This is a genomic window from Thermococcus celericrescens (genome assembly GCF_001484195.1).
Lineage (GTDB): Archaea > Methanobacteriota_B > Thermococci > Thermococcales > Thermococcaceae > Thermococcus > Thermococcus celericrescens.
In genome coordinates, this window is record NZ_LLYW01000003.1 from 18,792 (window position 1) to 40,959 (window position 22,168).

The 22,168-nt window shown below is 56.4% G+C and carries 33 protein-coding genes and 1 pseudogene; 33 read left to right on the forward strand and 1 reads right to left on the reverse strand.

Annotated elements, in window-relative coordinates:
* Window positions 1-1,155 carry a pyridoxal-phosphate-dependent aminotransferase family protein gene (locus APY94_RS01090; RefSeq protein WP_058937885.1) on the reverse strand — a complete coding sequence of 385 codons (1,155 nt, stop codon included), beginning with the start codon at window positions 1,153-1,155 and terminating at the stop codon, window positions 1-3.
* 163 nt (window positions 1,156-1,318) lie between these two features.
* Between APY94_RS01090 and APY94_RS01095 the strand changes: the two genes are divergently transcribed.
* The 33 genes and pseudogenes from APY94_RS01095 to rpl34e form a co-directional block, all read left to right on the forward strand.
* Window positions 1,319-2,485 (forward strand): MFS transporter, encoded by a 1,167-nt coding sequence (locus APY94_RS01095; protein ID WP_058937886.1) that lies wholly within the window; start codon window positions 1,319-1,321, stop codon window positions 2,483-2,485.
* Window positions 2,486-2,574: 89 nt separating this feature from the next.
* Window positions 2,575-3,123: a 50S ribosomal protein L16 gene (locus tag APY94_RS01100; RefSeq protein WP_058937887.1), complete on the forward strand. Its 549-nt coding sequence runs from the start codon at window positions 2,575-2,577 to the stop codon at window positions 3,121-3,123.
* A 133-nt stretch (window positions 3,124-3,256) separates the two neighbouring features.
* Window positions 3,257-4,399: an RNA ligase gene (locus tag APY94_RS01105; RefSeq protein ID WP_058937888.1), complete on the forward strand. Its 1,143-nt coding sequence runs from the start codon at window positions 3,257-3,259 to the stop codon at window positions 4,397-4,399.
* Window positions 4,400-4,450: 51 nt separating this feature from the next.
* Window positions 4,451-5,818, forward strand: a complete 1,368-nt coding sequence (locus APY94_RS01110; protein ID WP_058937889.1) for an ATP-binding protein — start codon at window positions 4,451-4,453, stop codon at window positions 5,816-5,818.
* A gap of 943 nt (window positions 5,819-6,761) precedes the next feature.
* Window positions 6,762-7,532: a putative RNA uridine N3 methyltransferase gene (locus APY94_RS01115; RefSeq protein ID WP_058937890.1), complete on the forward strand. Its 771-nt coding sequence runs from the start codon at window positions 6,762-6,764 to the stop codon at window positions 7,530-7,532.
* 1 nt (window position 7,533) lies between these two features.
* Window positions 7,534-8,577, forward strand: coding sequence for a 50S ribosomal protein L3 (locus tag APY94_RS01120; protein WP_058937891.1), 1,044 nt, complete (start codon window positions 7,534-7,536; stop codon window positions 8,575-8,577).
* A gap of 10 nt (window positions 8,578-8,587) precedes the next feature.
* Window positions 8,588-9,355, forward strand: coding sequence for a 50S ribosomal protein L4 (gene rpl4p / locus APY94_RS01125; protein WP_058937892.1), 768 nt, complete (start codon window positions 8,588-8,590; stop codon window positions 9,353-9,355).
* A 6-nt stretch (window positions 9,356-9,361) separates the two neighbouring features.
* A complete protein-coding gene (locus tag APY94_RS01130) occupies window positions 9,362-9,622 on the forward strand; it encodes a 50S ribosomal protein L23 (RefSeq protein ID WP_058937893.1) in 261 nt (86 codons plus the stop codon).
* A gap of 13 nt (window positions 9,623-9,635) precedes the next feature.
* Window positions 9,636-10,355 carry a 50S ribosomal protein L2 gene (locus APY94_RS01135; RefSeq protein ID WP_058937894.1) on the forward strand — a complete coding sequence of 240 codons (720 nt, stop codon included), beginning with the start codon at window positions 9,636-9,638 and terminating at the stop codon, window positions 10,353-10,355.
* Window positions 10,356-10,360: 5 nt separating this feature from the next.
* On the forward strand, window positions 10,361-10,762 hold the full coding sequence (locus APY94_RS01140; RefSeq protein WP_058937910.1) for a 30S ribosomal protein S19: 402 nt from the start codon (window positions 10,361-10,363) through the stop codon (window positions 10,760-10,762).
* A gap of 10 nt (window positions 10,763-10,772) precedes the next feature.
* Window positions 10,773-11,243 (forward strand): 50S ribosomal protein L22, encoded by a 471-nt coding sequence (rplV, locus tag APY94_RS01145; protein WP_058937895.1) that lies wholly within the window; start codon window positions 10,773-10,775, stop codon window positions 11,241-11,243.
* Between the two features lie 5 nt (window positions 11,244-11,248).
* A complete protein-coding gene (locus APY94_RS01150) occupies window positions 11,249-11,881 on the forward strand; it encodes a 30S ribosomal protein S3 (RefSeq protein ID WP_058937896.1) in 633 nt (210 codons plus the stop codon).
* Entirely contained in the window at window positions 11,868-12,068 is a 201-nt protein-coding gene (gene rpmC, locus APY94_RS01155; protein WP_014012554.1) for a 50S ribosomal protein L29, read from the forward strand. The genes APY94_RS01150 and rpmC overlap by 14 nt, the downstream gene beginning before the upstream one ends.
* A 36-nt stretch (window positions 12,069-12,104) precedes the next feature.
* On the forward strand, window positions 12,105-12,371 hold the full coding sequence (gene yciH / locus APY94_RS01160; RefSeq protein ID WP_206204241.1) for a stress response translation initiation inhibitor YciH: 267 nt from the start codon (window positions 12,105-12,107) through the stop codon (window positions 12,369-12,371).
* A complete protein-coding gene (locus APY94_RS01165) occupies window positions 12,257-12,634 on the forward strand; it encodes a ribonuclease P protein component 1 (RefSeq protein ID WP_083500581.1) in 378 nt (125 codons plus the stop codon). Before yciH ends, APY94_RS01165 begins: the two co-directional genes overlap by 115 nt.
* Window positions 12,631-12,966: a 30S ribosomal protein S17 gene (locus APY94_RS01170; RefSeq protein WP_014012551.1), complete on the forward strand. Its 336-nt coding sequence runs from the start codon at window positions 12,631-12,633 to the stop codon at window positions 12,964-12,966. The genes APY94_RS01165 and APY94_RS01170 overlap by 4 nt, the downstream gene beginning before the upstream one ends.
* A gap of 5 nt (window positions 12,967-12,971) precedes the next feature.
* Window positions 12,972-13,397 (forward strand): 50S ribosomal protein L14, encoded by a 426-nt coding sequence (locus APY94_RS01175; protein ID WP_058937898.1) that lies wholly within the window; start codon window positions 12,972-12,974, stop codon window positions 13,395-13,397.
* A 10-nt stretch (window positions 13,398-13,407) separates the two neighbouring features.
* Window positions 13,408-13,773, forward strand: coding sequence for a 50S ribosomal protein L24 (gene rplX / locus APY94_RS01180; protein WP_058937899.1), 366 nt, complete (start codon window positions 13,408-13,410; stop codon window positions 13,771-13,773).
* Window positions 13,773-14,504: a 30S ribosomal protein S4e gene (locus APY94_RS01185; protein WP_058937900.1), complete on the forward strand. Its 732-nt coding sequence runs from the start codon at window positions 13,773-13,775 to the stop codon at window positions 14,502-14,504. The genes rplX and APY94_RS01185 overlap by 1 nt, the downstream gene beginning before the upstream one ends.
* 11 nt (window positions 14,505-14,515) lie before the next feature.
* On the forward strand, window positions 14,516-15,067 hold the full coding sequence (locus APY94_RS01190) for a 50S ribosomal protein L5 (protein ID WP_058937901.1): 552 nt from the start codon (window positions 14,516-14,518) through the stop codon (window positions 15,065-15,067).
* A gap of 1 nt (window position 15,068) precedes the next feature.
* Window positions 15,069-15,239: a 30S ribosomal protein S14 gene (locus APY94_RS01195; protein WP_014012546.1), complete on the forward strand. Its 171-nt coding sequence runs from the start codon at window positions 15,069-15,071 to the stop codon at window positions 15,237-15,239.
* Window positions 15,240-15,250: 11 nt separating this feature from the next.
* Window positions 15,251-15,643 carry a 30S ribosomal protein S8 gene (locus tag APY94_RS01200; protein WP_014012545.1) on the forward strand — a complete coding sequence of 131 codons (393 nt, stop codon included), beginning with the start codon at window positions 15,251-15,253 and terminating at the stop codon, window positions 15,641-15,643.
* A gap of 10 nt (window positions 15,644-15,653) precedes the next feature.
* Entirely contained in the window at window positions 15,654-16,208 is a 555-nt protein-coding gene (locus APY94_RS01205) for a 50S ribosomal protein L6 (RefSeq protein ID WP_058937902.1), read from the forward strand.
* A gap of 10 nt (window positions 16,209-16,218) precedes the next feature.
* Window positions 16,219-16,599: a 50S ribosomal protein L32e gene (locus APY94_RS01210; protein WP_058937903.1), complete on the forward strand. Its 381-nt coding sequence runs from the start codon at window positions 16,219-16,221 to the stop codon at window positions 16,597-16,599.
* A gap of 10 nt (window positions 16,600-16,609) precedes the next feature.
* Entirely contained in the window at window positions 16,610-17,056 is a 447-nt protein-coding gene (locus APY94_RS01215; RefSeq protein ID WP_058937904.1) for a 50S ribosomal protein L19e, read from the forward strand.
* A gap of 10 nt (window positions 17,057-17,066) precedes the next feature.
* Window positions 17,067-17,672, forward strand: a complete 606-nt coding sequence (locus tag APY94_RS01220) for a 50S ribosomal protein L18 (protein WP_058937905.1) — start codon at window positions 17,067-17,069, stop codon at window positions 17,670-17,672.
* Window positions 17,669-18,376, forward strand: a complete 708-nt coding sequence (gene rpsE, locus APY94_RS01225; RefSeq protein WP_083500582.1) for a 30S ribosomal protein S5 — start codon at window positions 17,669-17,671, stop codon at window positions 18,374-18,376. The genes APY94_RS01220 and rpsE overlap by 4 nt, the downstream gene beginning before the upstream one ends.
* An 11-nt stretch (window positions 18,377-18,387) precedes the next feature.
* Window positions 18,388-18,855 carry a 50S ribosomal protein L30 gene (locus tag APY94_RS01230; RefSeq protein ID WP_058937906.1) on the forward strand — a complete coding sequence of 156 codons (468 nt, stop codon included), beginning with the start codon at window positions 18,388-18,390 and terminating at the stop codon, window positions 18,853-18,855.
* Between the two features lie 11 nt (window positions 18,856-18,866).
* The gene (locus APY94_RS01235) at window positions 18,867-19,313 is read left to right on the forward strand and encodes an uL15 family ribosomal protein (protein ID WP_058937907.1); all 447 of its coding nucleotides are present in this window, start codon (window positions 18,867-18,869) and stop codon (window positions 19,311-19,313) included.
* A gap of 35 nt (window positions 19,314-19,348) precedes the next feature.
* Window positions 19,349-20,794, forward strand: a complete 1,446-nt coding sequence (secY, locus tag APY94_RS01240; protein WP_058937908.1) for a preprotein translocase subunit SecY — start codon at window positions 19,349-19,351, stop codon at window positions 20,792-20,794.
* 76 nt (window positions 20,795-20,870) lie between these two features.
* Window positions 20,871-21,461, forward strand: a complete 591-nt coding sequence (locus tag APY94_RS01245) for an adenylate kinase (protein ID WP_014012536.1) — start codon at window positions 20,871-20,873, stop codon at window positions 21,459-21,461.
* On the forward strand, window positions 21,454-21,981 hold the full coding sequence (locus APY94_RS01250) for a DUF106 domain-containing protein (protein WP_058937909.1): 528 nt from the start codon (window positions 21,454-21,456) through the stop codon (window positions 21,979-21,981). Before APY94_RS01245 ends, APY94_RS01250 begins: the two co-directional genes overlap by 8 nt.
* A gap of 42 nt (window positions 21,982-22,023) precedes the next feature.
* Window positions 22,024-22,168: pseudogene (gene rpl34e / locus APY94_RS01255) on the forward strand (50S ribosomal protein L34e); the annotation flags it as partial.

Below are 22,168 nucleotides of genomic sequence, written 5' to 3' on the forward strand. Positions count from 1 at the left end.
TCAGCCCTTAAGCTTTTCTATGACCTCGCGGAGATTGGCGAGCATCTCCTCGATGTCCTCGAAGGTCATGTAGCCCATGTTTCCAATCCTGAAGGTCTTCTCCGCCACGCTTCCGTAGCCCTTGGCCAGCTCGAAGCCACGCTCGCGCATAGCGTTGTAGACGTCGACGCCCTTCATTCCCTCGGGGACGACGACCGCTGTAATCGTCGGGCTCTCGTAGCCAGGCTCAGCCAGAACGCCGAGTCCCATCTCCTTGACGCCTTCGCGGATGGTCTCGCTCCTCTTCCTGTACATGCCGAGCCATTCCTTCTTTCCGCCCATCTTCTCGACTATCCTGAGCACGACGTTGAGGCCGAATATCTGCGGAAGCGGGGGAGTTGAGGGGGTTCCCTTCTTCTTGCCGTTGAACTTCTTGTAGAGCGGCAGGTCGAAGTACCATCCGCGCTCGGGCATCTTCTCGGCGATCTCAAAAACGCGTTCGCTGACGGCCGCCACCGCGAGCCCCGGCGGGACGCCAAAGGCCTTCTGGGAGCTGGCGAATATCATGTCTAGGCCCCACTCGTCGAACTTTATGTCCGCGCCACCCATGGCTGAGACAGCATCGACGAAGAGTAGCTTGTCGTGCTCGTGAACGACCTTCGCCAGCTCGGGGAGCGGGTTGAGGACACCGGTTGAGGTCTCGTTGTAGGTTATGGTTACCGCAACGACGTCGGGGTTCTTTCTGAGGGTCTCGTCGAGCTCCTCCGGCTTGATTGCGTATCCAGGCTCCTTCCTCAGGATGACGGCTTCCCTGCCGTTGGCGTTGACGACATCGGCAAACCTGTCCCCAAAGGCGCCTATCGTCGTGACCAGGACCTTTCCTCCCCTTGGCACGGTGTTCCTGACGGCCGCCTCCATGAAGCCGGTTCCGGAGCTGGGGAACATTATTATCTCGCCTTTCTCGGCTTCAAGAAAAGCCTTGAGTCTGTTGAGGGTGTCAACGTGAACCTCCTTAGCTTCGGCCGAGCGGTGGCTGAACATCTGAACGCTCATTATGGCGAGAACCTCGGGGAAGCATGCAACGGGTCCGGCGGTAAAGAGCCCATACTTCGGCTTGACGAGCTCGTAAACTTCCCTGTAGGCTTCTTCATACTCCATTTCGAACCTGAGTTCCATCAGCATCACCTCGGCGGGAGTTGAGCTGGAATCTATAAAAGGGTTCTCCCAGGCTTTGCGGGGGGTTTCTGAAGCTTTTTCTGTGGAGGATGGGAGTGCATGAAAAGCCTTCGACACCGCCAAGACTTTTAAAGCTTCACACTAACGTTTAGAAGGTGGTCTGATGGAACGAAGACGCCTCGCTGGAATAGTCCTTCTTATAATCTCGGCGTTCACCGGGACGATAGCCTTTCGCCTCGCCACTCCAGCCATAGCGTTCTACACGCGCGACATACTCAGGGCCTCTATGCTCTCCGTGTCCATAGTCTCGATGTCGTTCGTGCTCGCAAGGGCATTTTCGTCAGTCTTTGGCGGGCTGATGCTCGAAAGGGGCAAGAGGCTCGTCTATATCGGCGCGGTAGCCATGATGGGAAACGCCCTGGCGGTTCAGCTCTACCCCCTGACCTCAACGTGGTTCCAGGTTGCCGGGATAAAGCTCCTCAACGGTTTTCTCAACGGTCTGAGCTGGCCGATGGCGCAGTTCGTCATAGCCGTAGCGACCCCGAAGGAGATAAGGGCGAGGGTTACCTCGGTCTACTTCTTCTTCGGCAGCATCGCTTCCCTCCTCGGAAACTACGTCTACGCCTACACGATAGACCTTGGGCTGGCAGGGCAGATGTGGATTTCCTCCGCGTTCTTTATTCTGACAGGTCTGATAATGGTGGCCAGCTACATCCTCCTCTACGAGAGAATAACGCCCAAGAGGAAGAAAACCCCCGACGGTGAAAAGCCGAGCCTTGAACCCAAGAGGGTTCTAATCATCGCCTCGCTGATGGCAGTAATAGTGGCCTTCACGTCCGGCGAGATAACCTACGTCTACGTCTCCGAGGCCCTGTGGATGGAGAAGGCAACGACCGCAACGCTCATCGGCTGGGCGGGTTTTCTCTCGGCGATGCTCAGCTACGGCGTCTCTTGGCTCGCCGACGTGAGGAGCGAGAGGCGGATGATTCTGCTCACGTCCCTAATGGCCGCGCTCTCACCGCTCCTTGCGGCAGTAAAGACCGCCTCGACGGTTTTCCTGGGAATATTCCTTGCCCTCTTTGCCTTCCAGAGCTTCAGACCGATTTCCAGAAAGGTTCTGGCTTCCTACCACCGCTCCTCCCTGGCCATCGGTGGCGTCAACGGCGTCCAGAACCTCTCGACCTTCCTTGGGGGGATGCTGTTCGGCTTTGCGTACTCGCTGGGCGAGCTCCACGGGGTTGTAACACTGAACCTCGCCCTTCTAGCATTTACCCCGGTTTCGGTGGCCCTGCTCTGGCAAGGCGTTAAGCTTAAAGGCGGTGGGGAGTAAGTTCCCTTTGACAAAGGCTCCAAAACTTTTATAAAAGAGAGCACTCGCCTAAGTTTAGGCTTAGCTTACGCTCATTTGGAGGTGAGAGTATGGGACTGAGACCAGCCAAGATTGATAGGGACGTTGATAAGCCCGCTTACACTAGGAGGAAGTACATCCGCGGTGCGCCCGGTCCAAGAATAACGATCTTCGATATGGGCAACCTCTCAGCCGAGTTCGAGTACGAGGTCAGCCTTCACGCCGAGCAGGCCATGCAGATAAGGCAGAACGCCCTCGAGGCCATCCGTATCCAGGTGAACAGGTACCTTCAGAAGAACGTCGGTAGGAGCAACTACCACTTCAAGATAAGGGTCTACCCCTTCCAGGTGCTCCGTGAGAACCCGATGGCTACCGGAAGGAAGGCCGACCGTTACGGAAACGGTATGCGCAGGCCCTTCGGAAAGCCGATCGGATTAGCCGCTCGCGTCAAGAAGGACCAGAAGATCATCACTGTCTGGGTGAACGAGGCCCACCTCAAGTTCGCCCTCGGCGCCATGCACAGGGCCAAGATGAAGCTGCCCTACAGCGCCTACTACAGGATCTACGACAAGGAAGGCAACGACATCACCAGCAAGGTTCTCTCGACCATGAAGCGCTGAAGCGCAGCGCTGAAGCCCTCTGGGCTTCCTTTACCAACTTTTGTCGCGTTTCTTGTGATGGAGTTTCTGGCAGGTTTTTCCGTATATTCATAATGATTATTAACGATGCTGCCCTAAACCCAGTGGTGGGATGATGGTAAGCTCAGGCTTCAAGGCCATGCTTCTCAAACTCGGCGTTCCAGAGGACAGGCTTCTTGTTCTCGAGGGCAAGGGCGGCATAGTCGAGGACGAGTTCGAGGGAATAAGGTACGTCCGCTTCCGCGATTCCGCGAAGGGCTTCCGCAGGGGGACGGTGGTGTTCGAGAACGGGGAGGCGATTCTTGGTTTTCCTCACATAAAGCGCGTCGTCCAGCTGGAGAGCGGTATAAAGAGGGTCTTTAAGAACAAACCCTTCTACGTCGAGGAGAAGGTGGACGGCTACAACGTCCGCGTCGTCAGGGTTCGGGATAGGGTTCTCGCTCTCACAAGGGGAGGCTTCATATGTCCCTTCACGACGGAGAGGATACTGGACTTTGTGAACGAGGAGTTCTTCAAGGACTACCCAAACCTCGTCCTGGCGGGGGAGATGGCCGGGCCCGAAAGCCCGTACATCGTCGAGGGGCCGCCCTACGTGAAGGAGGACATCGAGTTCTTCCTCTTTGACATCCAGGAAAAGGGAACGGGGAGGAGCCTCCCGGTGGAGGAGAGGCTCAACCTGGCCGAGGAGTACGGTATTCGTCACGTTGAGAGCTTCGGCCTCTTCGACCGTTCAAAAATTGAGGAGCTGCATGAGCTAATCGAAAGGCTCAGCCGGGAGAGGAGAGAGGGCATCGTCATGAAAACGCCCGACATGAAGAGAATCGCGAAATACGTTACCCCCTACGCCAACATAAACGACATCCGGATAGGTTCCCACATATTCTTCGACCTGCCGCACGGCTACTTCATGGGGAGGATTAAACGCCTCGCGTTCTATCTGGCCGAAAAGCACGTTAAAGGTGAGGAGTTCGACGAGTACGCCAAGGCCCTCGGAAAGGCCCTTCTGAGGCCGTTCGTTGAGAGCATTCACGAAGTCGCCAACGGCGGGGAGGTCGAGGAGGTCTTCACGGTGAGGGTGAAGAACATAAGCATCGCCCACAGGATGGTGACCCACTTCGAGAGGCTCGGCGTGAAAATTCACATCGAAGACATAGAGGACCTCAAGAACGGCTACTGGAGGATAACCTTCAAGCGGGTCTATCCCGACGCCACACGCGAGATGAGAGAGCTGTGGAACGGGCTGGCGTTCGTTGATTGAGGCCGAAAGGCTTATATTATTATCCTAATTAAGATTATCTTAGTGAGGATAATGTTTGTCAATCGAAAAGATGAGCTGGCTCTCCTTGAGTCGCTGTATTCATCGGGCAAAAAGGAGGTCCTGATTCTCTACGGGCGCAGACGAGTTGGAAAGACCGAGCTTGTAAAGAGGTTCATTCGGGAGAAGAATGCCATTTACTTCCTTGCCGACAGAAATGGACTTGAGTCGAACGCGAGACGGTTTTACCGGGAATCAGCGGAGGTTCTCGGACTTCCGGAGGTTGAAGTGAGGGACTTCAGGGAGACCTTTGAACTGATAAAGCTTAAGGCTCCTGAAAGACTTGTTGTTGTTATAGATGAGTTCTCATACCTACTTCTCACTGATAAAAACACGTCGGCGGTCTTCCAGCACGTTATAGATGAAATCCTTGACGACCGCTTTTTCCTGATTCTGAGCGGCTCGATAATAGGTCTGATGGAGGGGCTCATGGACTACGGCAACCCCCTCTACGGCAGGAGAACTGCCCAGCTCAAGCTTAGGCCCTTGAACTTCTTCCACGTGCGCGAGTACTTCAGGGAGGCATCCATCGAAACCGCCGTGAGGATATACTCCGTAACTGGCGGCGTGCCCATGTACTTCCGGCTTTTTGAAGGGAGGAACTTCGAGGAGGAACTCCTCAGGGTGGCGTTCTCGCCGACTTCTATACTCTACGAGGAGCCAGAGTTCATCCTGAGGGAGGAGCTGGGTGACGTTCACCGCCACTACCTGATTCTGGAGGCGATGGCCCTCGGAAGGCACAGGGTGAGCGAGATTGCGAACTTCGCGGGCATCGAGGCAAAGGACATGCCGAAGTACCTCAGAACCCTCATCTCTCTCGAACTCGTGAGGCGTGAGGTCCCAGTTACCGAGTCTGAGAGGAGCAAAAAGGCGCGCTATTACATCAATGATAACTTCTTTGCTTTCTGGTTCCGCTTCGTGAAGCCGAACCGGGGGAGGATAGAGATTGGGACGTTTGAGATGGACTGGAACGCTTTCAACACTTACGTGGGTAGGGCCTTTGAGGAGGTTGCGAAGCAGTTCCTCATCGAGCTGAACAGGTCCGGAAAGCTCCCGTTCAGGTTCACGAAAATCGGTCGCTGGTGGCGGAAGGGCGAAGAAATTGACCTCGTCGCATTGAACGAACGGGAGCGAAAGGCTCTCTTCGTCGAGGTGAAGTGGAAGGACTTAAGCGAGAGGGAAGCGAGGGGGATTTTGGGGGACTTGGAGCGGAAAGCTGAACTTGTTGGGTTGGACGGTTGGGAGAAGAGCTACGGTTTGATTGCTAGGAACATTGATGGGGAAGAAGAGTTGAAGGCTGAAGGCTGGCTCGTATGGGATTTGGGGGATTTCGAATGGTTGAGAGAGATTGAGAAGCTCTAACTTGCACCCCCTATCAACCTTTGCTCGCGCAAAGCTTGACCAAGAAACTTTTCTTGCGAAAAGTTTCATCAAAGCAATTCCCCTTAGAATGGGAAGCTTATAACATTGGGTTTCTCCCAGATATACCCCACCTAATGAAGAACATGCATAATGGGAGCATCTGGTGAGGGTTTCCTACTCTTTGACGCCCTTCGGGCGTCTTTTTGAAGTAAACCCATTTAAAAGGGACTCCTTGGAGAGGTTCTCACTCAAAAACTAAATCTCAAGGAGGGAAACCCGCGTTAAAAACAGCTTAAGAAACAGTGTACCACTTTCCGCCAGCGCTCCTTGGGAAGCGAAGCTTCCCGAGGTGTTGAGGCTTTGCCTCAACATGCGCAAGCAAGGGGCTGATTGGGGGTGTGGGGGCGTCGGCCCCCCAGTAATTTAAGAAAAACGGGGTCGCGGGGTGAAACCCCGCATCGGGGGTTTGAGAGTACAGGAAGCTTTTGGAAAAAGCTTCACCAAAAGTTTGTAGCTCTCGTTCTGAAAGTTAATCTGAGCTGGTGATCCAGCTACTGACGCTTTTAATTCGTGGAATCTACAAAAGCAAGTCGCTAAGAGTGAGTTCACTTTAAATCGACGCCCGAAGGGCGTCAGTGGACAGGAACTCCTAATAACACCTGTCCATTGAGTTGAATTCCGTTTTTGGAATGGGCGTTTGGGAAGGGATCACACTCTTAAATCAGGAAGTTCCACAATGAGCTACCAACTTGATCAAACTCAACGGGACTGTCGTCCCGTGCGTTGGAGCTTCGCTCCAACGTCGCGAAGGCGAAGTTTGCTTTGCAAAAAATTTGTATGCCTCCAAACCCAAAAAAGGGTGGAACGGTTCGAAAGCCTTTTAAATAGTCTCCATAGACCCCACTTCAGCGTTAAAGTACCCACAGCAAAGGATGACGGAAAAATGGCCTGGCACATCTTCATTCCAGATTCGCTCCTTGAAGAGACCGACGACCCCAAAATCAGGACGTACAAGGTTGGGCAGATAGCCAGGGCCGCTGCAATCTTCGGCGTTGAGCACGTGTGGGTTTACAGGGCCGGCGGTAGGGACGGAAGGTTCATCAAAACAATCCTTGAGTACGCGGAAACGCCCCAGTACCTCAGAAAGAGGCTGTTCCCCCTCATGCCGGAGCTCAGGTACGTCGGCGTTATCCCGCCGCTGAGGACTCCTCATCACAAGCTCAAGGGGAGACCGAGGGTCGGGGAGATCCGCGAGGGCTTTGCCTTCCGAAAGGGAAGGAGAACTTACGCGGACATCGGCCTCGACGACCTCGCCGCGGTGGAGGGGGACGTTGAGGGACGTTCAACCTTCAGGATCGTCTCGGTAAGACCGCTCAGAGTGATACCAGCGAAGCCAGAGGAGTACTGGGGGTACAGTGTGCATCTCACAAGGAAGTCACTGGCGAAAACACTTAAAAAGGCCAGGCTGGATTTGGCGATTGCCACCTCCCGGAGGGGGCGTGACATTCGAGAGGTGAAGCTTCCCCCGCTCGAGGGGGAGGTCGGATTCGTGTTTGGCTCACCGAGGAAAGGCGTGATGGAGCTCCTCGGCGAGGAGGAATATGACTTTGATCTAATCCTCAACACCATTCCAAATCAGCGGACGGCCACCGTCCGCACCGAGGAGGCCGTGTTGGCCACACTCGCGGTGTTTAATCTCATAAGGAGGGATTGAGATGGGAAAAATACACAGGCCAAGGAGAGGTTCACTGGCTTACTCCCCGAGAAAGAGGGCTAGGAGTGTAGTCCCAAGAATCAAGAAGTGGCCGAAGGACAGTGAGGTCAGGATGCTCGGTTTCGCCGGCTACAAGGCTGGCATGACCCACGTCCTCATGATCGACGACAGGCCAGGGCTCACCAAGGGCAAGGAGATCTTCATGCCGGTCACGGTGGTCGAGGTCCCGCCGCTCTTCGTCTACGGCATCAGGGCCTACAGGCAGGGCTACCTCGGTCTCGAGACCGCCACCGAGGTCTGGTTCCACGAGCTCAACGACCACGTCAAGAGGCGCATAAAGACCCTGCCGAAGAACTACGACGAGGACGCGTTCAAGGCCAAGCTTGCCCAGCTTGAGGAGCTTATCGAGGGCGGCGAGATAGTTGACGTCAGGCTTCTCGTCCACACCCAGCCGTGGCTCATCAAGCTCAAGAAGAAGCCCGAGGTCATGGAGTACGCCATCGGTGGCGACGACGTCAGGGCTAAGTTCGACTACGCCAAGGAGAAGATAGGCAAGGAGCTCCGCGCGAGCGAGGTTCTCCACGAGGGCGAGCTCCTCGACATCATAGCCGTCACCAAGGGTAAGGGAACCCAGGGCCCGGTCAAGCGCTGGGGTGTCAAGATACAGTTCCACAAGGCCCAGAGGGCTGGTAAGGGCAGGCACATCGGTAACCTCGGTCCGTGGCACCCGACCAGGGTCATGTGGACCGTTCCGCAGGCAGGTCAGATGGGCTTCCACCACAGGACCGAGTTCAACAAGAGGCTCATCGCCATAGGTGAGAACGGCGTTCTCAAGCTTGGTGACAAGAAGGAGATAGAGATCACTCCGAAGGGCGGCTTCCCGCACTACGGTGTCATAAGGAGCGACTTCCTCATGATACAGGGCACCGTTCCGGGAGCCTTCAAGAGGATCATCAGGGTCAGGCCGGCTATAAGGGCGCCGAAGAAGAGGCCGCCGGTTGAGAGGCCGCAGATAACCTACGTCAGTAGGGAATCCAAGCAGTGAGGTGAGATAGATGAAGGTTAAGGTTTTCAATCTCGAAGGCGAGCCTGTGGAGGAGATAGAGCTTCCGAAGGTCTTTGCCACTCCGTTCAGGCCCGACCTCATCAGGAGGGCTGTCATCGCCTCATGGACCCACAGGATACAGCCGCAGGGCAGGGACCCGATGGCCGGCAAGAGAAGGGTCACCGAGAACATCGGAAAGGGCCACGGAATGGCCAGGGTTGAGAGGATAAAGACCTCCCCGAGGTTTGCCGCCTTCGTCCCCTTCGCGAGGGGTGGAAGGAGAACCCACCCGCCCAAGGTTGAGAAGGTCATATGGGAGGACATCAACAAGAAGGAGAGAAGGCTCGCCATAATGAGTGCCATAGCTGCCACAGCCGACTACGACCTCGTCAGGGCCAGGGGACACATCGTTGACAACGTTCCGCAGGTTCCGATAGTCGTCACCGACGACCTCGAGAAGGTCTTCAAGACCGCCCAGACCAGGGAGATATTCAAGAAGCTCGGCGTCTGGGACGACATCGAGAGGGCCAAGAAGAACACCAGGATAAGGGCCGGTAAGGGCAAGATGCGCGGAAGGAAGTACAAGAAGGCCAAGGGCCCGCTCGTCGTCGTTGCGAAGAACGAGGGAATCGTTCAGGGTGCCAGGAACCACCCGGGCGTTGACGTCGTCACCGTAGAGAACCTCGGCGTTGAGCTTCTCGCTCCGGGCACCCACCCGGGAAGGCTCACGGTCTGGACGAAGGGTGCCATAGAGAGGCTTAGGGAGATTTACGGGTGATGAGAGATGGACCCCTACAAGGTTATCGTCAAGCCGGTCGTCACGGAGAAGGCCGTGGCGATGATTGAGAACGAGAACAAGCTCACCTTCATAGTGGACAAGAGGGCCACCAAGCAGGACATCAAGAGGGCCGTGGAAGCGATGTTCGATGTCAAGGTCGAGAAGGTCAACACCCTCGTCACCATGAGGGGAGAGAAGAAGGCCTACGTGAAGCTCAAGCCTGAGTACAGCGCAAGTGAGGTTGCTGCCAGGATAGGATTGTTCTGACGGGGTGAGTGAGATGGGAAAGAGTTTGATTCAGCAGAGGAGAGGTAAGGGAACCACGACCTTTAGGGCCCCCTCCCACAGGTACAGGGGTGCCGTCAGGTACGTTCCGCTCAACCTTACCAAGGAGAAGACCCTCGTCGGCAAGGTCGTAGAGATACTCCACGACCCGGGAAGGACCGCTCCGGTCGCCAGGGTTAAGTTCGAGAACGGCATGGAGAAGCTCATCATAGCCCCCGAAGGAATACTCGTCGGTGAGGAGATCGCCATCGGGCCGAACGCTCCGATCAAGATCGGCAACACCCTCCCGCTTGCCATGATACCGGAGGGAAGCTACGTCTACGACATCGAGGGAGTTCCGGGCGACGGTGGCAAGTACGTCCGCGCCGGCGGTGCCTACGCCCTCGTCGTCAGCAGGGAGAAGGACAAGGTCATAGTCCAGCTTCCGAGCGGTGAGCTCAAGCAGTTCAAGCCGACCTGCAGGGCCACCATAGGTGTCGTCGCCGGCGGCGGTAGGCTCGAGAAGCCCATCGTCAAGGCGGGTAAGGCCTACTACATCGCCAAGGCCAGGAACAGGTTCTGGCCGAAGCCGAGGGGTGTCAAGATGAACGCCGTCAACCACCCGCACGGTGGTAAGGAGCACCACATCGGCAGGCCAAGCACCGTTTCAAGGCGCGCCCCGCCCGGAAGGAAGGTCGGTCACATAGCCGCGAGAAGAACTGGTAGGAGGAAGTGATGAAGATGGCGAGAAAGAAGGAGTTTAAGTACAGGGGTTACAGCTTCGAGGAACTGCTCAACATGTCACTCGAGGACTTTGCTAAGCTCCTCCCGGCCAGGCAGAGGAGGAGCCTCAAGCGCGGCCTTTCCCCTGAGCAGAAGAAGCTCCTCAGGAAGATAAGGCTTGCCAAGAAGGGCAAGTACAACAAGCCGATAAGGACCCACAGCAGGGACATGGTTATACTCCCCGAGATGGTCGGCATGACCATCCACGTCTACAACGGAAAGGAGTTCGTCCCGATCGAGATAAAGGAAGAGATGATAGGCCACTACCTTGGCGAGTTTGCCCTCACAAGAAAGGTCGTCCAGCACGGCTCGCCTGGTGTCGGTGCGACCAGGTCATCGATGTTCGTGGCGGTCAAGTGAGGTGGTATAGATGAGCAGGGGCAGGTTTTCCTACTCATTCCAAAATTTTGACCCCGAGAAGATGGCTCGTGCCAGCGGAAGGGATCTCCGCATCTCGCCCAAGCACAGCGTCGAGCTCCTCAGGGAGATCAGGGGAATGATGGTCAACGACGCGCTCAGGTACATCGACGACGTCATAGCCCTCAAGAGGCCGGTTCCGATGAAGCGCCACAACGACAGCCAGGGCCACAAGCCGGGCAGGGGCTTTGGTCCGGGTAGGTACCCGGTCAAGGTTGCCAAGGCCGTCAAGAAGGTCCTCCTCAACGCCAAGAACAACGCCGAGCAGAAGGGCCTCGACCCTGATAGGCTCAAGATAATCCACGCGGCAGCGCACAGGGGCCCGGTCCTCAGGGGTTACATCCCGAGGGCCTTCGGAAGGGCCACACCGTTCAACGAGCAGACCACCCACATCGAGATAGTCGTTGAGGAGATTAGGAGGTGAGACTTTTGGCGATCGAGAGATACTTCATCAAGGAAAACGTTAGGGATATGATCATCGACGAGTACCTCGAGAAAGAGCTCAGAAGGGCCGGCTACGGTGGAATCGACATCAAGAAGACCCCACTAGGAACCAAGGTCACCATCTTCGCCGCCAACCCCGGCTACGTCATAGGCAGGGGCGGCAGGCGCATAAGGGAGCTCACCAGGATACTCGAGAGGAAGTTCAACCTCGAGAACCCGCAGATCGAGGTCGAGGAGATCAAGAACCCCTACCTCAACGCCAAGGTCCAGGCCGTCAGGCTCGCCCAGGCCCTTGAGAGGGGCGTCCACTTCAGAAGGGCCGCCTACTCGGCCATCAGGGCCATAATGAGGAACGGCGCCCGCGGTGTCGAGATCCGCCTCAGTGGAAAGCTCACCGGTGAGAGGGCTAAAAGCGTCAGGTTCTACCAGGGCTACCTTGCCAAGGTCGGAAACCCGGCCGAGACCCTCGTCAGCAAGGGCTACGCCCAGGCCAAGCTCAAGCTCGGTGTCATCGGTGTTAAGGTTTCCATCATGCCGCCCGACGCCAAGCTCCCGGACGAGATTGAGGTCATAGAGAAGCTCGTTGAGGAAGAGGTGAGCACCAATGAAGCCGAGTGAGATTAGGGAGATGAGCATCGAGGAGATCGACAAGAAGCTCAGGGAGCTCCGCCTCGAGCTCGCCAAGGAGAGGGGTGTGCTCACCATGGGGGCCTCCATAGAGAACCCCATGGTCATTCGCAACCTCAGGCGCGACATAGCGCGCCTGCTTACCATAAAGAAGGAGAAGCTTAGGGAGAAAAGGTGAGGTTCGGTGCCAAGGATTGTTAACCCTCTGGATGAGATGCTCTTTAAGGAGGTCCTGAAGGAGCAGCAGAGGATAAGGGTCTACATAGAGAAGGCCCGCTACGGAAAGCTTAAAACCATAATTGAGGGCATAGACGAGAAGGAGTTCGATCTTGACGATATAGCAAAGAAGCTGAAGGCGAAGCTGGCATGCGGTGGAACGGTAAAGAAGGGAAGGATAGAGCTCCAGGGGGACCACAGAGAAAGGGTCAAGAAGTTGCTCGGAGACCTTGGATTTTCCGAGGACTTGATAGAAATCGAGTGACGGCAAAAAACATCATCTGGGGCGAGCTCATAGGGCTGAAAGCAAAAATTATAAGGGCATCTCATCCAGAGCTGGTTGGCATCGAGGGCTACGTCCTTGACGAGACGAAGAACACCCTCACCATCGGCGGTGAGAGGGTCTGGGTTATCCCGAAGGACGTGGCGGAGCTCGAGTTTGAAGTTGGCGGTAAAAAAATCCGAATCAACGGAAAGGAACTGATTGGAAGACCCGAGATGAGATTGAAGAAGAGGTGGCGAAAATGAGAGAGATTGGATTGAAGGTTCAGCCTCCCGCTGAGAAGTGTGACGATCCCCACTGCCCCTGGCACGGACACCTCAGGATACACGGCAGGTACTTCGAGGGTGTCGTCGTCAGCGACAAGGGCAAGAAGACCGTCGTCGTCGAGAGGCAGCACTACCACTACCTCAAGAAGTACGAGAGGTATGAGCTCAGGAGGAGCAAGGTTCACGCTCACAACCCGGAGTGCATCGACGCCAAGGTCGGCGACAGGGTCCTCATCGCCGAGACCCGGCCGATAAGCAAGACCAAGAGCTGGGTCGTCGTTGCCGTCACCAAGAGGGCCGGTGAGAGGTGATAACGATGGCGAAGAAGGGTGCAGGTGCTACGAGAGGAATTAGCCCGGTCAGGCCGACTCGCGCTCTTCCGATAGGCGCTTACCTCAAGGTCGCCGACAACAGCGGCGCCAAGGTCGTCCAGATTATAGGCGTCGTTGGCTACAAGGGCACCAGGAGGAGGCTCGCCTCTGCCGGCGTCGGCGACATGGTCGTTGCCACCGTCAAGAAGGGAAGGCCCGACATCAGGCACCAGGTGGTTAGGGCCGTTGTCGTCAGGCAGAGGAAGGAGTACAGGCGCCTTGATGGAATGCGCGTCAAGTTCGAGGACAACGCTGCAGCTATAGTCACCCCCGAGGGTGTCCCTAGGGGAACCGAGATCAGGGGTGCCATAGCCAGGGAGGCCGCCGAGCGCTGGGTAAGGCTCGGCAGCATAGCGAGCATAGTGTTGTGAGGTGAGAAAGATGAAGTTGAAGACCAGGCAGCCGAGGAAGCAGAGAAGGTTCCTCTACAACGCTCCCCTTCACCTTAGGAGCAAGGTAATGGTCGCCACCCTGAGCGAGGATCTCAGGAACAAGTACGGCGTCAGGAGCCTCCCGATAAGGGCTGGCGACAAGGTCCGTGTAATGCGCGGAGACTTCAAGGGTAAGGAAGGCAAGGTCGTTGAGGTTGACCTCAAGAGGTACAGGATACACGTCGAGGGCGTTACCCACAAGAAGACCGACGGAACCGAGGTTTACTACCCGCTCCACCCGTCGAACGTTATGATAATCGAACTCAACCTCGACGATGAGAGGAGAGAGAAGATAATTAGTAGGAGGGCTGGTTGATGGCGAGGAAAGGCGCTAAGAGGCACCTTAAGAGGCTTGCCGCTCCCAATCAGTGGTACATCCACAGGAAGACCTACAAGTGGGCGGTCAGGCCGAGGCCGGGTCCGCACAGCATGAGGACCTCCATACCGCTGCTCTACATAGTCAGGGACTACCTTGGCTATGCCAAGACTGCCCGCGAGGCCAGGAAGATACTCAACGAGGGCAAGATACTCGTTGACGGCCACGTTAGGAAGGACTACAAGTTCCCGGTCGGAATCATGGACGTCGTTTCCATCCCCGAGACCGGCGAGCACTACAGGGTTCTTCCGAACAGAATTGGCAAGCTCATACTCCACCCGATAAGCGAGAAGGAAGCCAACATCAAGCCGCTCAGGATAAGCAACAAGCGCATGATCAAGGGCGCGAAGGTTCAGCTCAACCTCCACGACGGAAGCAACCACCTGGTCACCATGGAGGAGAAGGACAGGTACATGACCGCCAGCACCGTCCTCATGAAGGTCCCCGAGAGGGAGGCCATCGAGGTTCTCCCGTTCGAGGTCGGTGCCTACGTCTTCGTTACCCAGGGTAAGAACGTCGCCAGGAAGGGTAGGGTCGTCGAGGTCAGGCAGTTCCCGATGGGATGGCCGGACGTCGTCACCATCGAGGACGAGAATGGGGAGCTCTTCGACACCCTGAAGGAGTACGCCTTCGTCGTTGGTAAGGAGAAGCCGGAGATTTCCCTTCCGTGAGGTGAGATAAGATGCAGATCAACAGAGAGGCTATCCTAGCGGACTGGGAAGCTCACCCGATGAGGAAGCCCAGGATCGCTAAGCTTACCATCAACATTGGAGTTGGCGAGAGCGGTGAGAGGCTCACCAAGGCTGAGACGATGCTGGAGCAGCTCGTCGGCCAGAAGCCCATAAGGAGAAGGGCCAAGCAGACCAACAAGGACTTCGGAATCAGGCGCGGAGAGCCGATAGCGGTGAAGGTCACCCTCCGCGGCAAGAAGGCCGAGGAGATGCTGAACAGGCTCCTCGAGGCCGTTGACAGGAAGCTCAAGGCGAGCAACTTCGACGAGCACGGAAACTTCTGCTTTGGAATACAGGAGCACATCAACATACCGGGCGTTGAGTACGACCCGGAGATAGGCATCTTCGGTATGGACGTCTGCGTTACCCTCGACAGGCCAGGATACAGGGTTGCCAAGAGGAAGAGGCAGAGGAAGAAGCTCCCGACCAAGCACAAGCTGACCAAGGAGGAGGGTATCGTCTTCGCTATGGAGGAGTTTAAGGTAACCGTGGAGGGATTGTGAGATGGCGAAGGCTGACTACAACAAGAGGAAGCCCAGGAAGTTTGGGAAGGGTGCGAGAAGGTGCATGCGCTGCGGCCAGTACGGCCCGATAATCAGGATCCACGGCCTTATGCTCTGCAGGCACTGCTTTAGAGAGATAGCCCCTAAGCTGGGCTTTAAGAAGTACGAGTGAGGTGAGAGGAGATGACGTTGCTTGATCCGCTGGCGAACGCTCTCTCCCACATAACCAACAGCGAGAGGGTCGGTAAGGAGGAGGTTTACCTCAAGCCGGCTTCCAAACTCATGGGAGAAGTCCTCAGGGTTATGCAGGAGAACGGCTACATAGGCGAGTTCGAGTTCATCGACGACGGAAGGGCCGGCATCTACAGGGTGCAGCTCATAGGTAAGATCAACAAGGCTGGAGCGATAAAGCCGAGGTTCCCGGTCAAGGCCAGGGAGTACGAGGCCTGGGAGAAGAGGTTCCTTCCGGCCTTCGAGTTCGGTATCCTCATCGTCTCGACCTCCCAGGGCGTCATGACCCACAAAGAGGCCATCGAGAAGGGAATCGGCGGAAGGCTGATAGCCTACGTCTACTGAGGTGAGAGAGATGCCGATAGACGCGTGGGTAAGGGAAGAGGTTGAGATTCCAGAGGGCGTTGAAGTCGCCGTTGAGGGGAACACCGTCAAGGTCAAGGGTCCCAAGGGCGAGCTCGAGAGGGAGCTCAAGTATCCGGGCGTTCAGATATTCACCGAGGACGGCAAGGTCGTCGTATTCAAGGAGTTCCCGAGGAAGAGGGACATAGCCATAGCCAGGACCTTCAAGGCCCACATAGCGAACATGCTCAGGGGAGTCACCGAGGGCTTCACCTACAAGCTCAAGATCGTTTACAGCCACTTCCCGATGACCGTCAAGGTTCAGGGCGACGAGGTCGTCATCGAGAACTTCCTCGGTGAGAAGAACCCGAGGAGGGCAAGGATCCTTCCGGGAGTCACCGTCAGGGTCTCCGGCCAGGAGGTCATCGTCGAGGGCATAGACAGGGAAGCGGTTGGCCAGACCGCGGCCAACATCGAGCAGGCTACCAAGATAACCAAGTGGGACAGGCGTGTCTTCCAGGATGGTATCTACATCGTTGAGAAGGCTGGTAAGCCGATAAAGTTCTGAGGTGTGAGAAATGAACGAGAAGGCGAGACTCCTTAGGATAAGGGCCAGGATCAAGAGGAAGAAGCCCCGCTTCCTCCGCCAGGAGTGGTGGAGGTTCCCCAAGTTCAGGAACGACCCCAAGTGGCGCAGGCCGAAGGGAATCGACAGCAAGATGAGGCTCAAGAAGAAGGGTAAGGCCCGCTCACCCAGCATAGGCTGGAGCTCCCCGAAGGCCGTTCGCGGTCTCCACCCGAGCGGCTACGAGGAGGTCCTCGTCCACAACGTCAGGGAGCTTGAGGCCATCGACCCGACCAGGCAGGCTGCAAGGATAGCGAGAACCGTTGGGGCCAGGAAGAGAGAGGCCATAATCGCCAGGGCCAGGGAGCTCGGCGTGAAGGTACTCAACCCGTGAGGTGAGGCTCATGCTCAAGATGCAGAGAAGGATTGCCGCTGATTTGTTGAAGTGCGGTGAGAACAGGGTCTGGATCGACCCGGAGAGGATTGACGACGTCGCCGCCGCCATAACCAGGGAGGACGTGAGGAGGCTCATCAACGACGGCGTCATCAAGAAGAAGCCCGTCAAGGGCCAGAGCAGGGCCCGCGCCAGGGTCTACCAGGAGGCCAGGAAGAAGGGCCGCCACAGGGGCCCGGGAAGCAAGAAGGGTAAGAAGACCGCCAGGATGGGTAAGAAGGAGCGCTGGATGATGACCATAAGGGCCCTCAGGAAGGAGCTCAGGAAGCTCAAGGCCGAGGGCAAGCTCGACGAGCACACCTACAGGCGGCTCTACATCAGGGCCAAGGGCGGCCAGTTCAAGAACAAGAGGCAGCTCTACCTGTTCATGCAGGAGCACGACATACTGAAGGAGTGAGGTGAGATAGATGGCACACGGACCGAGGTATAGGGTTCCGTTCAGGAGAAGGAGAGAGGGTAAGACTAACTATCACAAGAGGCTCGCCCTCCTCAAGTCTGGAAAGCCCAGGCTTGTCGTGAGGAAGACCCTCAACCACCACGTCGCTCAGATAGTCCTCTACGACCCGAGGGGTGACAGGACCGTCGTTTCGGCTCACACCAGGGAGCTCATGAGGGACTTCGGCTGGAAGGGCCACGGCGGCAACACGCCTTCCGCTTACCTGCTCGGTCTCCTCATCGGCTACAAGGCCAAGAAGGCCGGCATCGAGGAGGCTATCCTTGACATAGGCCTCCACCCGCCGACCAGGGGTTCGAGCATCTTCGCCGTCCTCAAGGGAGCTGTTGATGCGGGCCTGGACGTTCCGCACAGCGAGGAAATCTACCCCGAGGACGACAGGATAAACGGCGAGCACATAGCCAACTACGCCAAGGCCCTTAATGAGGAGGACGAGGCAGCGTACAGGAAGCAGTTCAGCGGCTACCTCGTCAAGGGCCTCGAGCCCGAGAAGCTCCCCGAGCACTTTGAGGATGTTAAGGCTAAGATAATCGAGAAGTTTGAGGGGGCGAGAGAATGAGCGACCCGAGAGAGATGACTCAGCGCGTTCTTGAGGAGTGGGAGCCGAGGACCAAGCTCGGCAAGCTCGTCAAGGAGGGCCAGATAACTGACATTCACGAGATATTCCGCAAGGGCTACCAGATAAAGGAGCCTGAGATAGTCGACGTCCTCCTTCCAGAGGTTAACATGAGGGAGAACCAGGAAGTCCTCGACATAGCCCTCACCGTCAGGATGACCGACAGTGGCAGGAGGATCCGCTTCAGGGTTCTCGCTGCTGTGGGCAACAGGGACGGCTACGTCGGCCTCGGAATCGGCCACGGAAAGGAAGTCGGAATAGCCATCAGGAAGGCCATCAACTACGCCAAGATGAACATCATCGAGATCAAGCGCGGCTGTGGAAGCTGGGAGTGCAGGTGCAGGAGGCCGCACTCAATCCCCTTCGCCGTCGAAGGTAAGGAGGGCAGTGTCAAGGTCAAGCTCATGCCTGGACCGCGCGGCCTTGGACTGGTCATCGGTGACGTCGGCAAGAAGATACTCAGCCTCGCCGGCGTCCAGGACGTCTGGTCCCAGACCCTCGGTGAGACGAGAACCACCGTCAACTTTGCCAAGGCGGTCTTCAACGCGCTCTACAACACCAACAGCGTTGCCGTCAAGCCCGAGGACATCGAGCGCTATGGCATAATCGTTGGAAGGGAGATGTCAGCGAACTTCCAGGTTGAGTGAGGTGAGAAAAGATGGCAAAGCTCGCACTCATCAGGCTTAGGAGCGGGATAAGGGCGAAGGGAGATGTGAGGGACACCCTCGCTATGCTCCGCCTCCACAGGATTAACCACCTCGTCCTCGTCGATGACACCCCGAGCTACAAGGGTATGGTCCAGAAGGTTAAGGACTACATAACATGGGGCGAGATAGACAAGGAGACCCTCGCTGCTCTCATAAGGAAGCGCGGTAGGCTCATCGGCAACAGGCCTATAACCGACGACTACGTCCAGGAGAAGCTTGGAATGACCATCGAGGAGTTCGCGGAGAAGGTCGTCGATGGCGAGATGAGGCTCACGGATCTCCCGAGCATCAAGCCGGTCTTCAGGCTCCACCCGCCGAGGGGAGGTCTGAAGGGCGGCAAGAAGCGCACCTTCAAAGAGGGCGGAGCGCTCGGCTACCGCGGCGAGAAGATAAACGAGCTCATTGAGAGGATGCTCTGAGGTGGCGAGAGATGATAAGGAGGAAGAAGAAGGTTAGGAAGCTCCGCGGAAGTCACACTCACGGATGGGGCTGCAAGAAGAAGCACCGCGGCGGCGGTAGCAAGGGCGGTAAGGGAATGGCCGGAACCGGAAAGAGGAAGAACACCAAGTGGACCTGGGTCATCAAGTACGCCCCGGACCACCTCGGCAAGCGCGGCTTCCACAGGCCCAAGGCCGTCCAGTACACCCCGAATACCATAAACCTCAGCGACATAGACGAGAACCTCCAGCTCTTCCTTGACATGGGCGTTGCCTACGAGGAGGGGGGAAAGGTCATAGTTGACACCACTCAGCTCGGTGTTGACAAGGTTCTCGGAACCGGCAGGCTCAGCAGGCCCCTCGTTGTTAAGGCCTACTACGTTACCCCGAAGGCCGAGGAGAAGATCAAGGCCGCTGGTGGCGAGGTTCTCCTCGCCTGATTCCCCTTTAATTTAACTTTTGGCGGGTGTTAATCATGGGGTTCAGAAACGTAGTGTTCGCGATTGAGAGGTACTTCCCAGAGGTTGAGCGGCCCAAGAGGCACGTGCCGCTTAAGGAAAAGTTCATGTGGACAGGGATCGTTCTGCTGCTGTACTTCATTCTCGCGGAGATTCCGCTCTACGGAATTCCCGCCCAGATTCAGGACTACTTTGCCACGCTCAGATTTGTGCTCGCGGGAAGGAGCGGTTCCCTCCTGACCCTTGGTATCGGTCCAATCGTCACCGCGAGCATTATCATGCAGCTTCTCGTCGGTTCTGAGATAGTTCACCTCGATCTCTCGAATCATGAGGATAGGAGATTCTACCAGGCCGCTCAGAAGCTCTTTGCCGTGTTTATGAGCTTCTTCGAGGCCGCCATATACGTATTCGCAGGTGCGTTTGGTAAGGTTGACATGGGACTCGGGGCGTTCCAGACAGTCACGACACCCGCCGGACAGGTTTACATAGGCCTGGGTCTAGGGATACTCATAATACTCCAGCTCGGCTTTGCCTCCGTCATGCTCATACTCCTGGACGAGCTTGTTAGTAAGTGGGGAATAGGAAGCGGCATCAGTCTCTTCATCGCCGCGGGTGTTTCCCAGACCGTTGTCACCAAGTCGCTTAATCCGTTCACCACCAGTCAGTACATAGACCCTGTTACTGGGGGTCCCGCTATAATCGGTGCCATTCCAGCGTTCATACAGCACCTGTTCTACGGGGACCTGACCGGCGCGCTGTACAGGGGCACCCTGCCGGACATGATGGACGTCCTTGCCACCATAGTGGTGTTCCTCGTGGTCGTCTACCTCGAGAGCATGCGCGTGGAGATACCCCTCAGCTACGGCCGCGTCACCGTCCGTGGAAGGTACCCGATAAGGTTCATGTACGTCAGCAACATACCGATCATCCTAACCTTTGCTCTCTACTCCAACATCCAGCTCTGGGCCAGGCTCCTCAACAACTACGGCTACACCTTCCTCGGAACGTTTGATGAGAACGGATACCCCCTGACTGGCTTCGTTACCTACCTCTACCCGCCGAGGGACATCTACCACGTCATAGCCGATCCTGGAAGGGCCCTCGTCTACGCGCTGATGACGATATTCTGGGCTATACTCTTTGGATTCCTGTGGGTCGAGCTGACGGGCCTTGACGCCAAGAGCATCGCCAGACAGCTTCAGAGGGCAGGGTTGCAGATACCAGGGTTCAGGCGCGACCCGAGGATACTCGAAAGGGTACTCAACAGGTACATCCCCTACGTTACCTTCTGGGGTTCGTTCACACTGGCGTTAGTCGCAGTGCTGGCGGACTTCCTGGGTGCCCTCGGTACTGGAACGGGAATCCTCCTTACGGTCGGTATCCTCTACAGGCTCTACGAGGAGATTGCAAGGGAGCAGGCCACGGAGATGTTCCCAGCACTCAGGAAATTCTTTACGAAGTGAGCCTTTTCTTTTCTTTCACAAAACCTTTTAAACTCGGTCCTGTTACTTTCTCCAGAAACCTTCCTGGGTGAGCGTGATGCCGTTTGTGGTCATGATAACAGGAATTCCAGGGGTAGGGAAGAGCACCATAACCAAGCTCGCACTCAAGAAGTCCCGGGCCAAGTTCAGGCTCGTCAACTTCGGAGACCTGATGTTCGACGAGGCCGTCGGGGCGGGACTGGTGAGGCACAGGGATGAGATGAGGAAGCTCGACCCGAACGTTCAGAAGGAGCTTCAGATGAAGGCCGCGAGAAGGATAGTCGAGATGTCCCAGCGCGAGCCGGTCCTGATCGACACCCATGCGACGATAAGGACGCCTGTGGGCTACCTCCTCGGTTTTCCCAGGGAGGTTATTGAGGTTATAAACCCCAACTTCATCGTCATAATCGAGGCGGCACCGAGCGAGATACTCGGAAGGCGCCTACGCGACCTGAAGCGCGACCGTGACGTGGAGACTGAGGAGCAGATACAGAGGCACCAGGACCTGAACCGCGCCGCCGCGGTCAGCTACGCGATGCACTCCAACGCGCTCATAAAGATAATCGAGAATCATGAGGATAAGGGCCTCCAGGAGGCCGTTCACGAGCTTGTTGAAGTACTGGATTTGGCGGTGGGAGAATATGATTGAGGGAATATACGCGTTCCTTGACAACTTGTTTGGTCCGCTGATACAGGCGTACCATCCGATATGGGTGGTCACGATATCGGGAATTATACTGGGTGCTTTATTCACCCTGATAAACTACATCTTGGTCGATCAGGAGAAAGTTAAGAGGCTCCAGAAGAAGAGCAAGGAGTTCCAGAAGAAGTACAAGGAAGCCCAGGCTGCGAAGGATGAGAAGAAGCTCAAGAAGCTCCAGCAGGAGCAGATGGAGTTAATGAAACTCCAGAGCGAGGTCATGAAGGACACCATGCTCAAAGTCACCCTGCTTACGATGCCGATATTCTGGATATTCTTAAGCTGGCTTAGGAGATGGTATGTTGAGGCCGGCATAGTTAAGGCTCCCTTTGACTTCTTCGTGTTCAGCTTCTTCCACAACTGGCAGCACTCGGCACTACCCCCTAGTGAGCTTGGTTACCTCGGCTGGTACATGCTGAGTTCTATGATAACCGGTTACGTGCTCAGGAAGCTCCTTGACATGGGTTAAATTTAAAAACGATTCCCTGAAAGGAAAGGCGAGGTGAGAAGAATGAAGCCGATGTACAGGTCAAGGTCATGGAGAAGGAAGTACGTCAGGACTCCTGGCGGAAGAACCGTTGTCCACTTTGAGAGGAGGAAGCCCAAGGTCGCCCACTGCGCCATGTGCGGCAGGCCGCTCAACGGTGTCCCGCGCG

Bases quoted from the DNA above. Each gene is read 5' to 3' on its own strand.
- APY94_RS01090 (WP_058937885.1), bottom strand. From the start codon at position 1,155: ATGGAACTCAGGTTCGAAATGGAGTATGAAGAAGCCTACAGGGAAGTT.
- APY94_RS01095 (WP_058937886.1), top strand. From the start codon at position 1,319: ATGGAACGAAGACGCCTCGCTGGAATAGTCCTTCTTATAATCTCGGCG.
- APY94_RS01100 (WP_058937887.1), top strand. From the start codon at position 2,575: ATGGGACTGAGACCAGCCAAGATTGATAGGGACGTTGATAAGCCCGCT.
- APY94_RS01105 (WP_058937888.1), top strand. From the start codon at position 3,257: ATGGTAAGCTCAGGCTTCAAGGCCATGCTTCTCAAACTCGGCGTTCCA.
- APY94_RS01110 (WP_058937889.1), top strand. From the start codon at position 4,451: ATGTTTGTCAATCGAAAAGATGAGCTGGCTCTCCTTGAGTCGCTGTAT.
- APY94_RS01115 (WP_058937890.1), top strand. From the start codon at position 6,762: ATGGCCTGGCACATCTTCATTCCAGATTCGCTCCTTGAAGAGACCGAC.
- APY94_RS01120 (WP_058937891.1), top strand. From the start codon at position 7,534: ATGGGAAAAATACACAGGCCAAGGAGAGGTTCACTGGCTTACTCCCCG.
- rpl4p (WP_058937892.1), top strand. From the start codon at position 8,588: ATGAAGGTTAAGGTTTTCAATCTCGAAGGCGAGCCTGTGGAGGAGATA.
- APY94_RS01130 (WP_058937893.1), top strand. From the start codon at position 9,362: ATGGACCCCTACAAGGTTATCGTCAAGCCGGTCGTCACGGAGAAGGCC.
- APY94_RS01135 (WP_058937894.1), top strand. From the start codon at position 9,636: ATGGGAAAGAGTTTGATTCAGCAGAGGAGAGGTAAGGGAACCACGACC.
- APY94_RS01140 (WP_058937910.1), top strand. From the start codon at position 10,361: ATGGCGAGAAAGAAGGAGTTTAAGTACAGGGGTTACAGCTTCGAGGAA.
- rplV (WP_058937895.1), top strand. From the start codon at position 10,773: ATGAGCAGGGGCAGGTTTTCCTACTCATTCCAAAATTTTGACCCCGAG.
- rpmC (WP_014012554.1), top strand. From the start codon at position 11,868: ATGAAGCCGAGTGAGATTAGGGAGATGAGCATCGAGGAGATCGACAAG.
- yciH (WP_206204241.1), top strand. From the start codon at position 12,105: ATGCTCTTTAAGGAGGTCCTGAAGGAGCAGCAGAGGATAAGGGTCTAC.
- APY94_RS01165 (WP_083500581.1), top strand. From the start codon at position 12,257: ATGCGGTGGAACGGTAAAGAAGGGAAGGATAGAGCTCCAGGGGGACCA.
- APY94_RS01170 (WP_014012551.1), top strand. From the start codon at position 12,631: ATGAGAGAGATTGGATTGAAGGTTCAGCCTCCCGCTGAGAAGTGTGAC.
- APY94_RS01175 (WP_058937898.1), top strand. From the start codon at position 12,972: ATGGCGAAGAAGGGTGCAGGTGCTACGAGAGGAATTAGCCCGGTCAGG.
- rplX (WP_058937899.1), top strand. From the start codon at position 13,408: ATGAAGTTGAAGACCAGGCAGCCGAGGAAGCAGAGAAGGTTCCTCTAC.
- APY94_RS01185 (WP_058937900.1), top strand. From the start codon at position 13,773: ATGGCGAGGAAAGGCGCTAAGAGGCACCTTAAGAGGCTTGCCGCTCCC.
- APY94_RS01190 (WP_058937901.1), top strand. From the start codon at position 14,516: ATGCAGATCAACAGAGAGGCTATCCTAGCGGACTGGGAAGCTCACCCG.
- APY94_RS01195 (WP_014012546.1), top strand. From the start codon at position 15,069: ATGGCGAAGGCTGACTACAACAAGAGGAAGCCCAGGAAGTTTGGGAAG.
- APY94_RS01200 (WP_014012545.1), top strand. From the start codon at position 15,251: ATGACGTTGCTTGATCCGCTGGCGAACGCTCTCTCCCACATAACCAAC.
- APY94_RS01205 (WP_058937902.1), top strand. From the start codon at position 15,654: ATGCCGATAGACGCGTGGGTAAGGGAAGAGGTTGAGATTCCAGAGGGC.
- APY94_RS01210 (WP_058937903.1), top strand. From the start codon at position 16,219: ATGAACGAGAAGGCGAGACTCCTTAGGATAAGGGCCAGGATCAAGAGG.
- APY94_RS01215 (WP_058937904.1), top strand. From the start codon at position 16,610: ATGCTCAAGATGCAGAGAAGGATTGCCGCTGATTTGTTGAAGTGCGGT.
- APY94_RS01220 (WP_058937905.1), top strand. From the start codon at position 17,067: ATGGCACACGGACCGAGGTATAGGGTTCCGTTCAGGAGAAGGAGAGAG.
- rpsE (WP_083500582.1), top strand. From the start codon at position 17,669: ATGAGCGACCCGAGAGAGATGACTCAGCGCGTTCTTGAGGAGTGGGAG.
- APY94_RS01230 (WP_058937906.1), top strand. From the start codon at position 18,388: ATGGCAAAGCTCGCACTCATCAGGCTTAGGAGCGGGATAAGGGCGAAG.
- APY94_RS01235 (WP_058937907.1), top strand. From the start codon at position 18,867: ATGATAAGGAGGAAGAAGAAGGTTAGGAAGCTCCGCGGAAGTCACACT.
- secY (WP_058937908.1), top strand. From the start codon at position 19,349: ATGGGGTTCAGAAACGTAGTGTTCGCGATTGAGAGGTACTTCCCAGAG.
- APY94_RS01245 (WP_014012536.1), top strand. From the start codon at position 20,871: ATGCCGTTTGTGGTCATGATAACAGGAATTCCAGGGGTAGGGAAGAGC.
- APY94_RS01250 (WP_058937909.1), top strand. From the start codon at position 21,454: ATGATTGAGGGAATATACGCGTTCCTTGACAACTTGTTTGGTCCGCTG.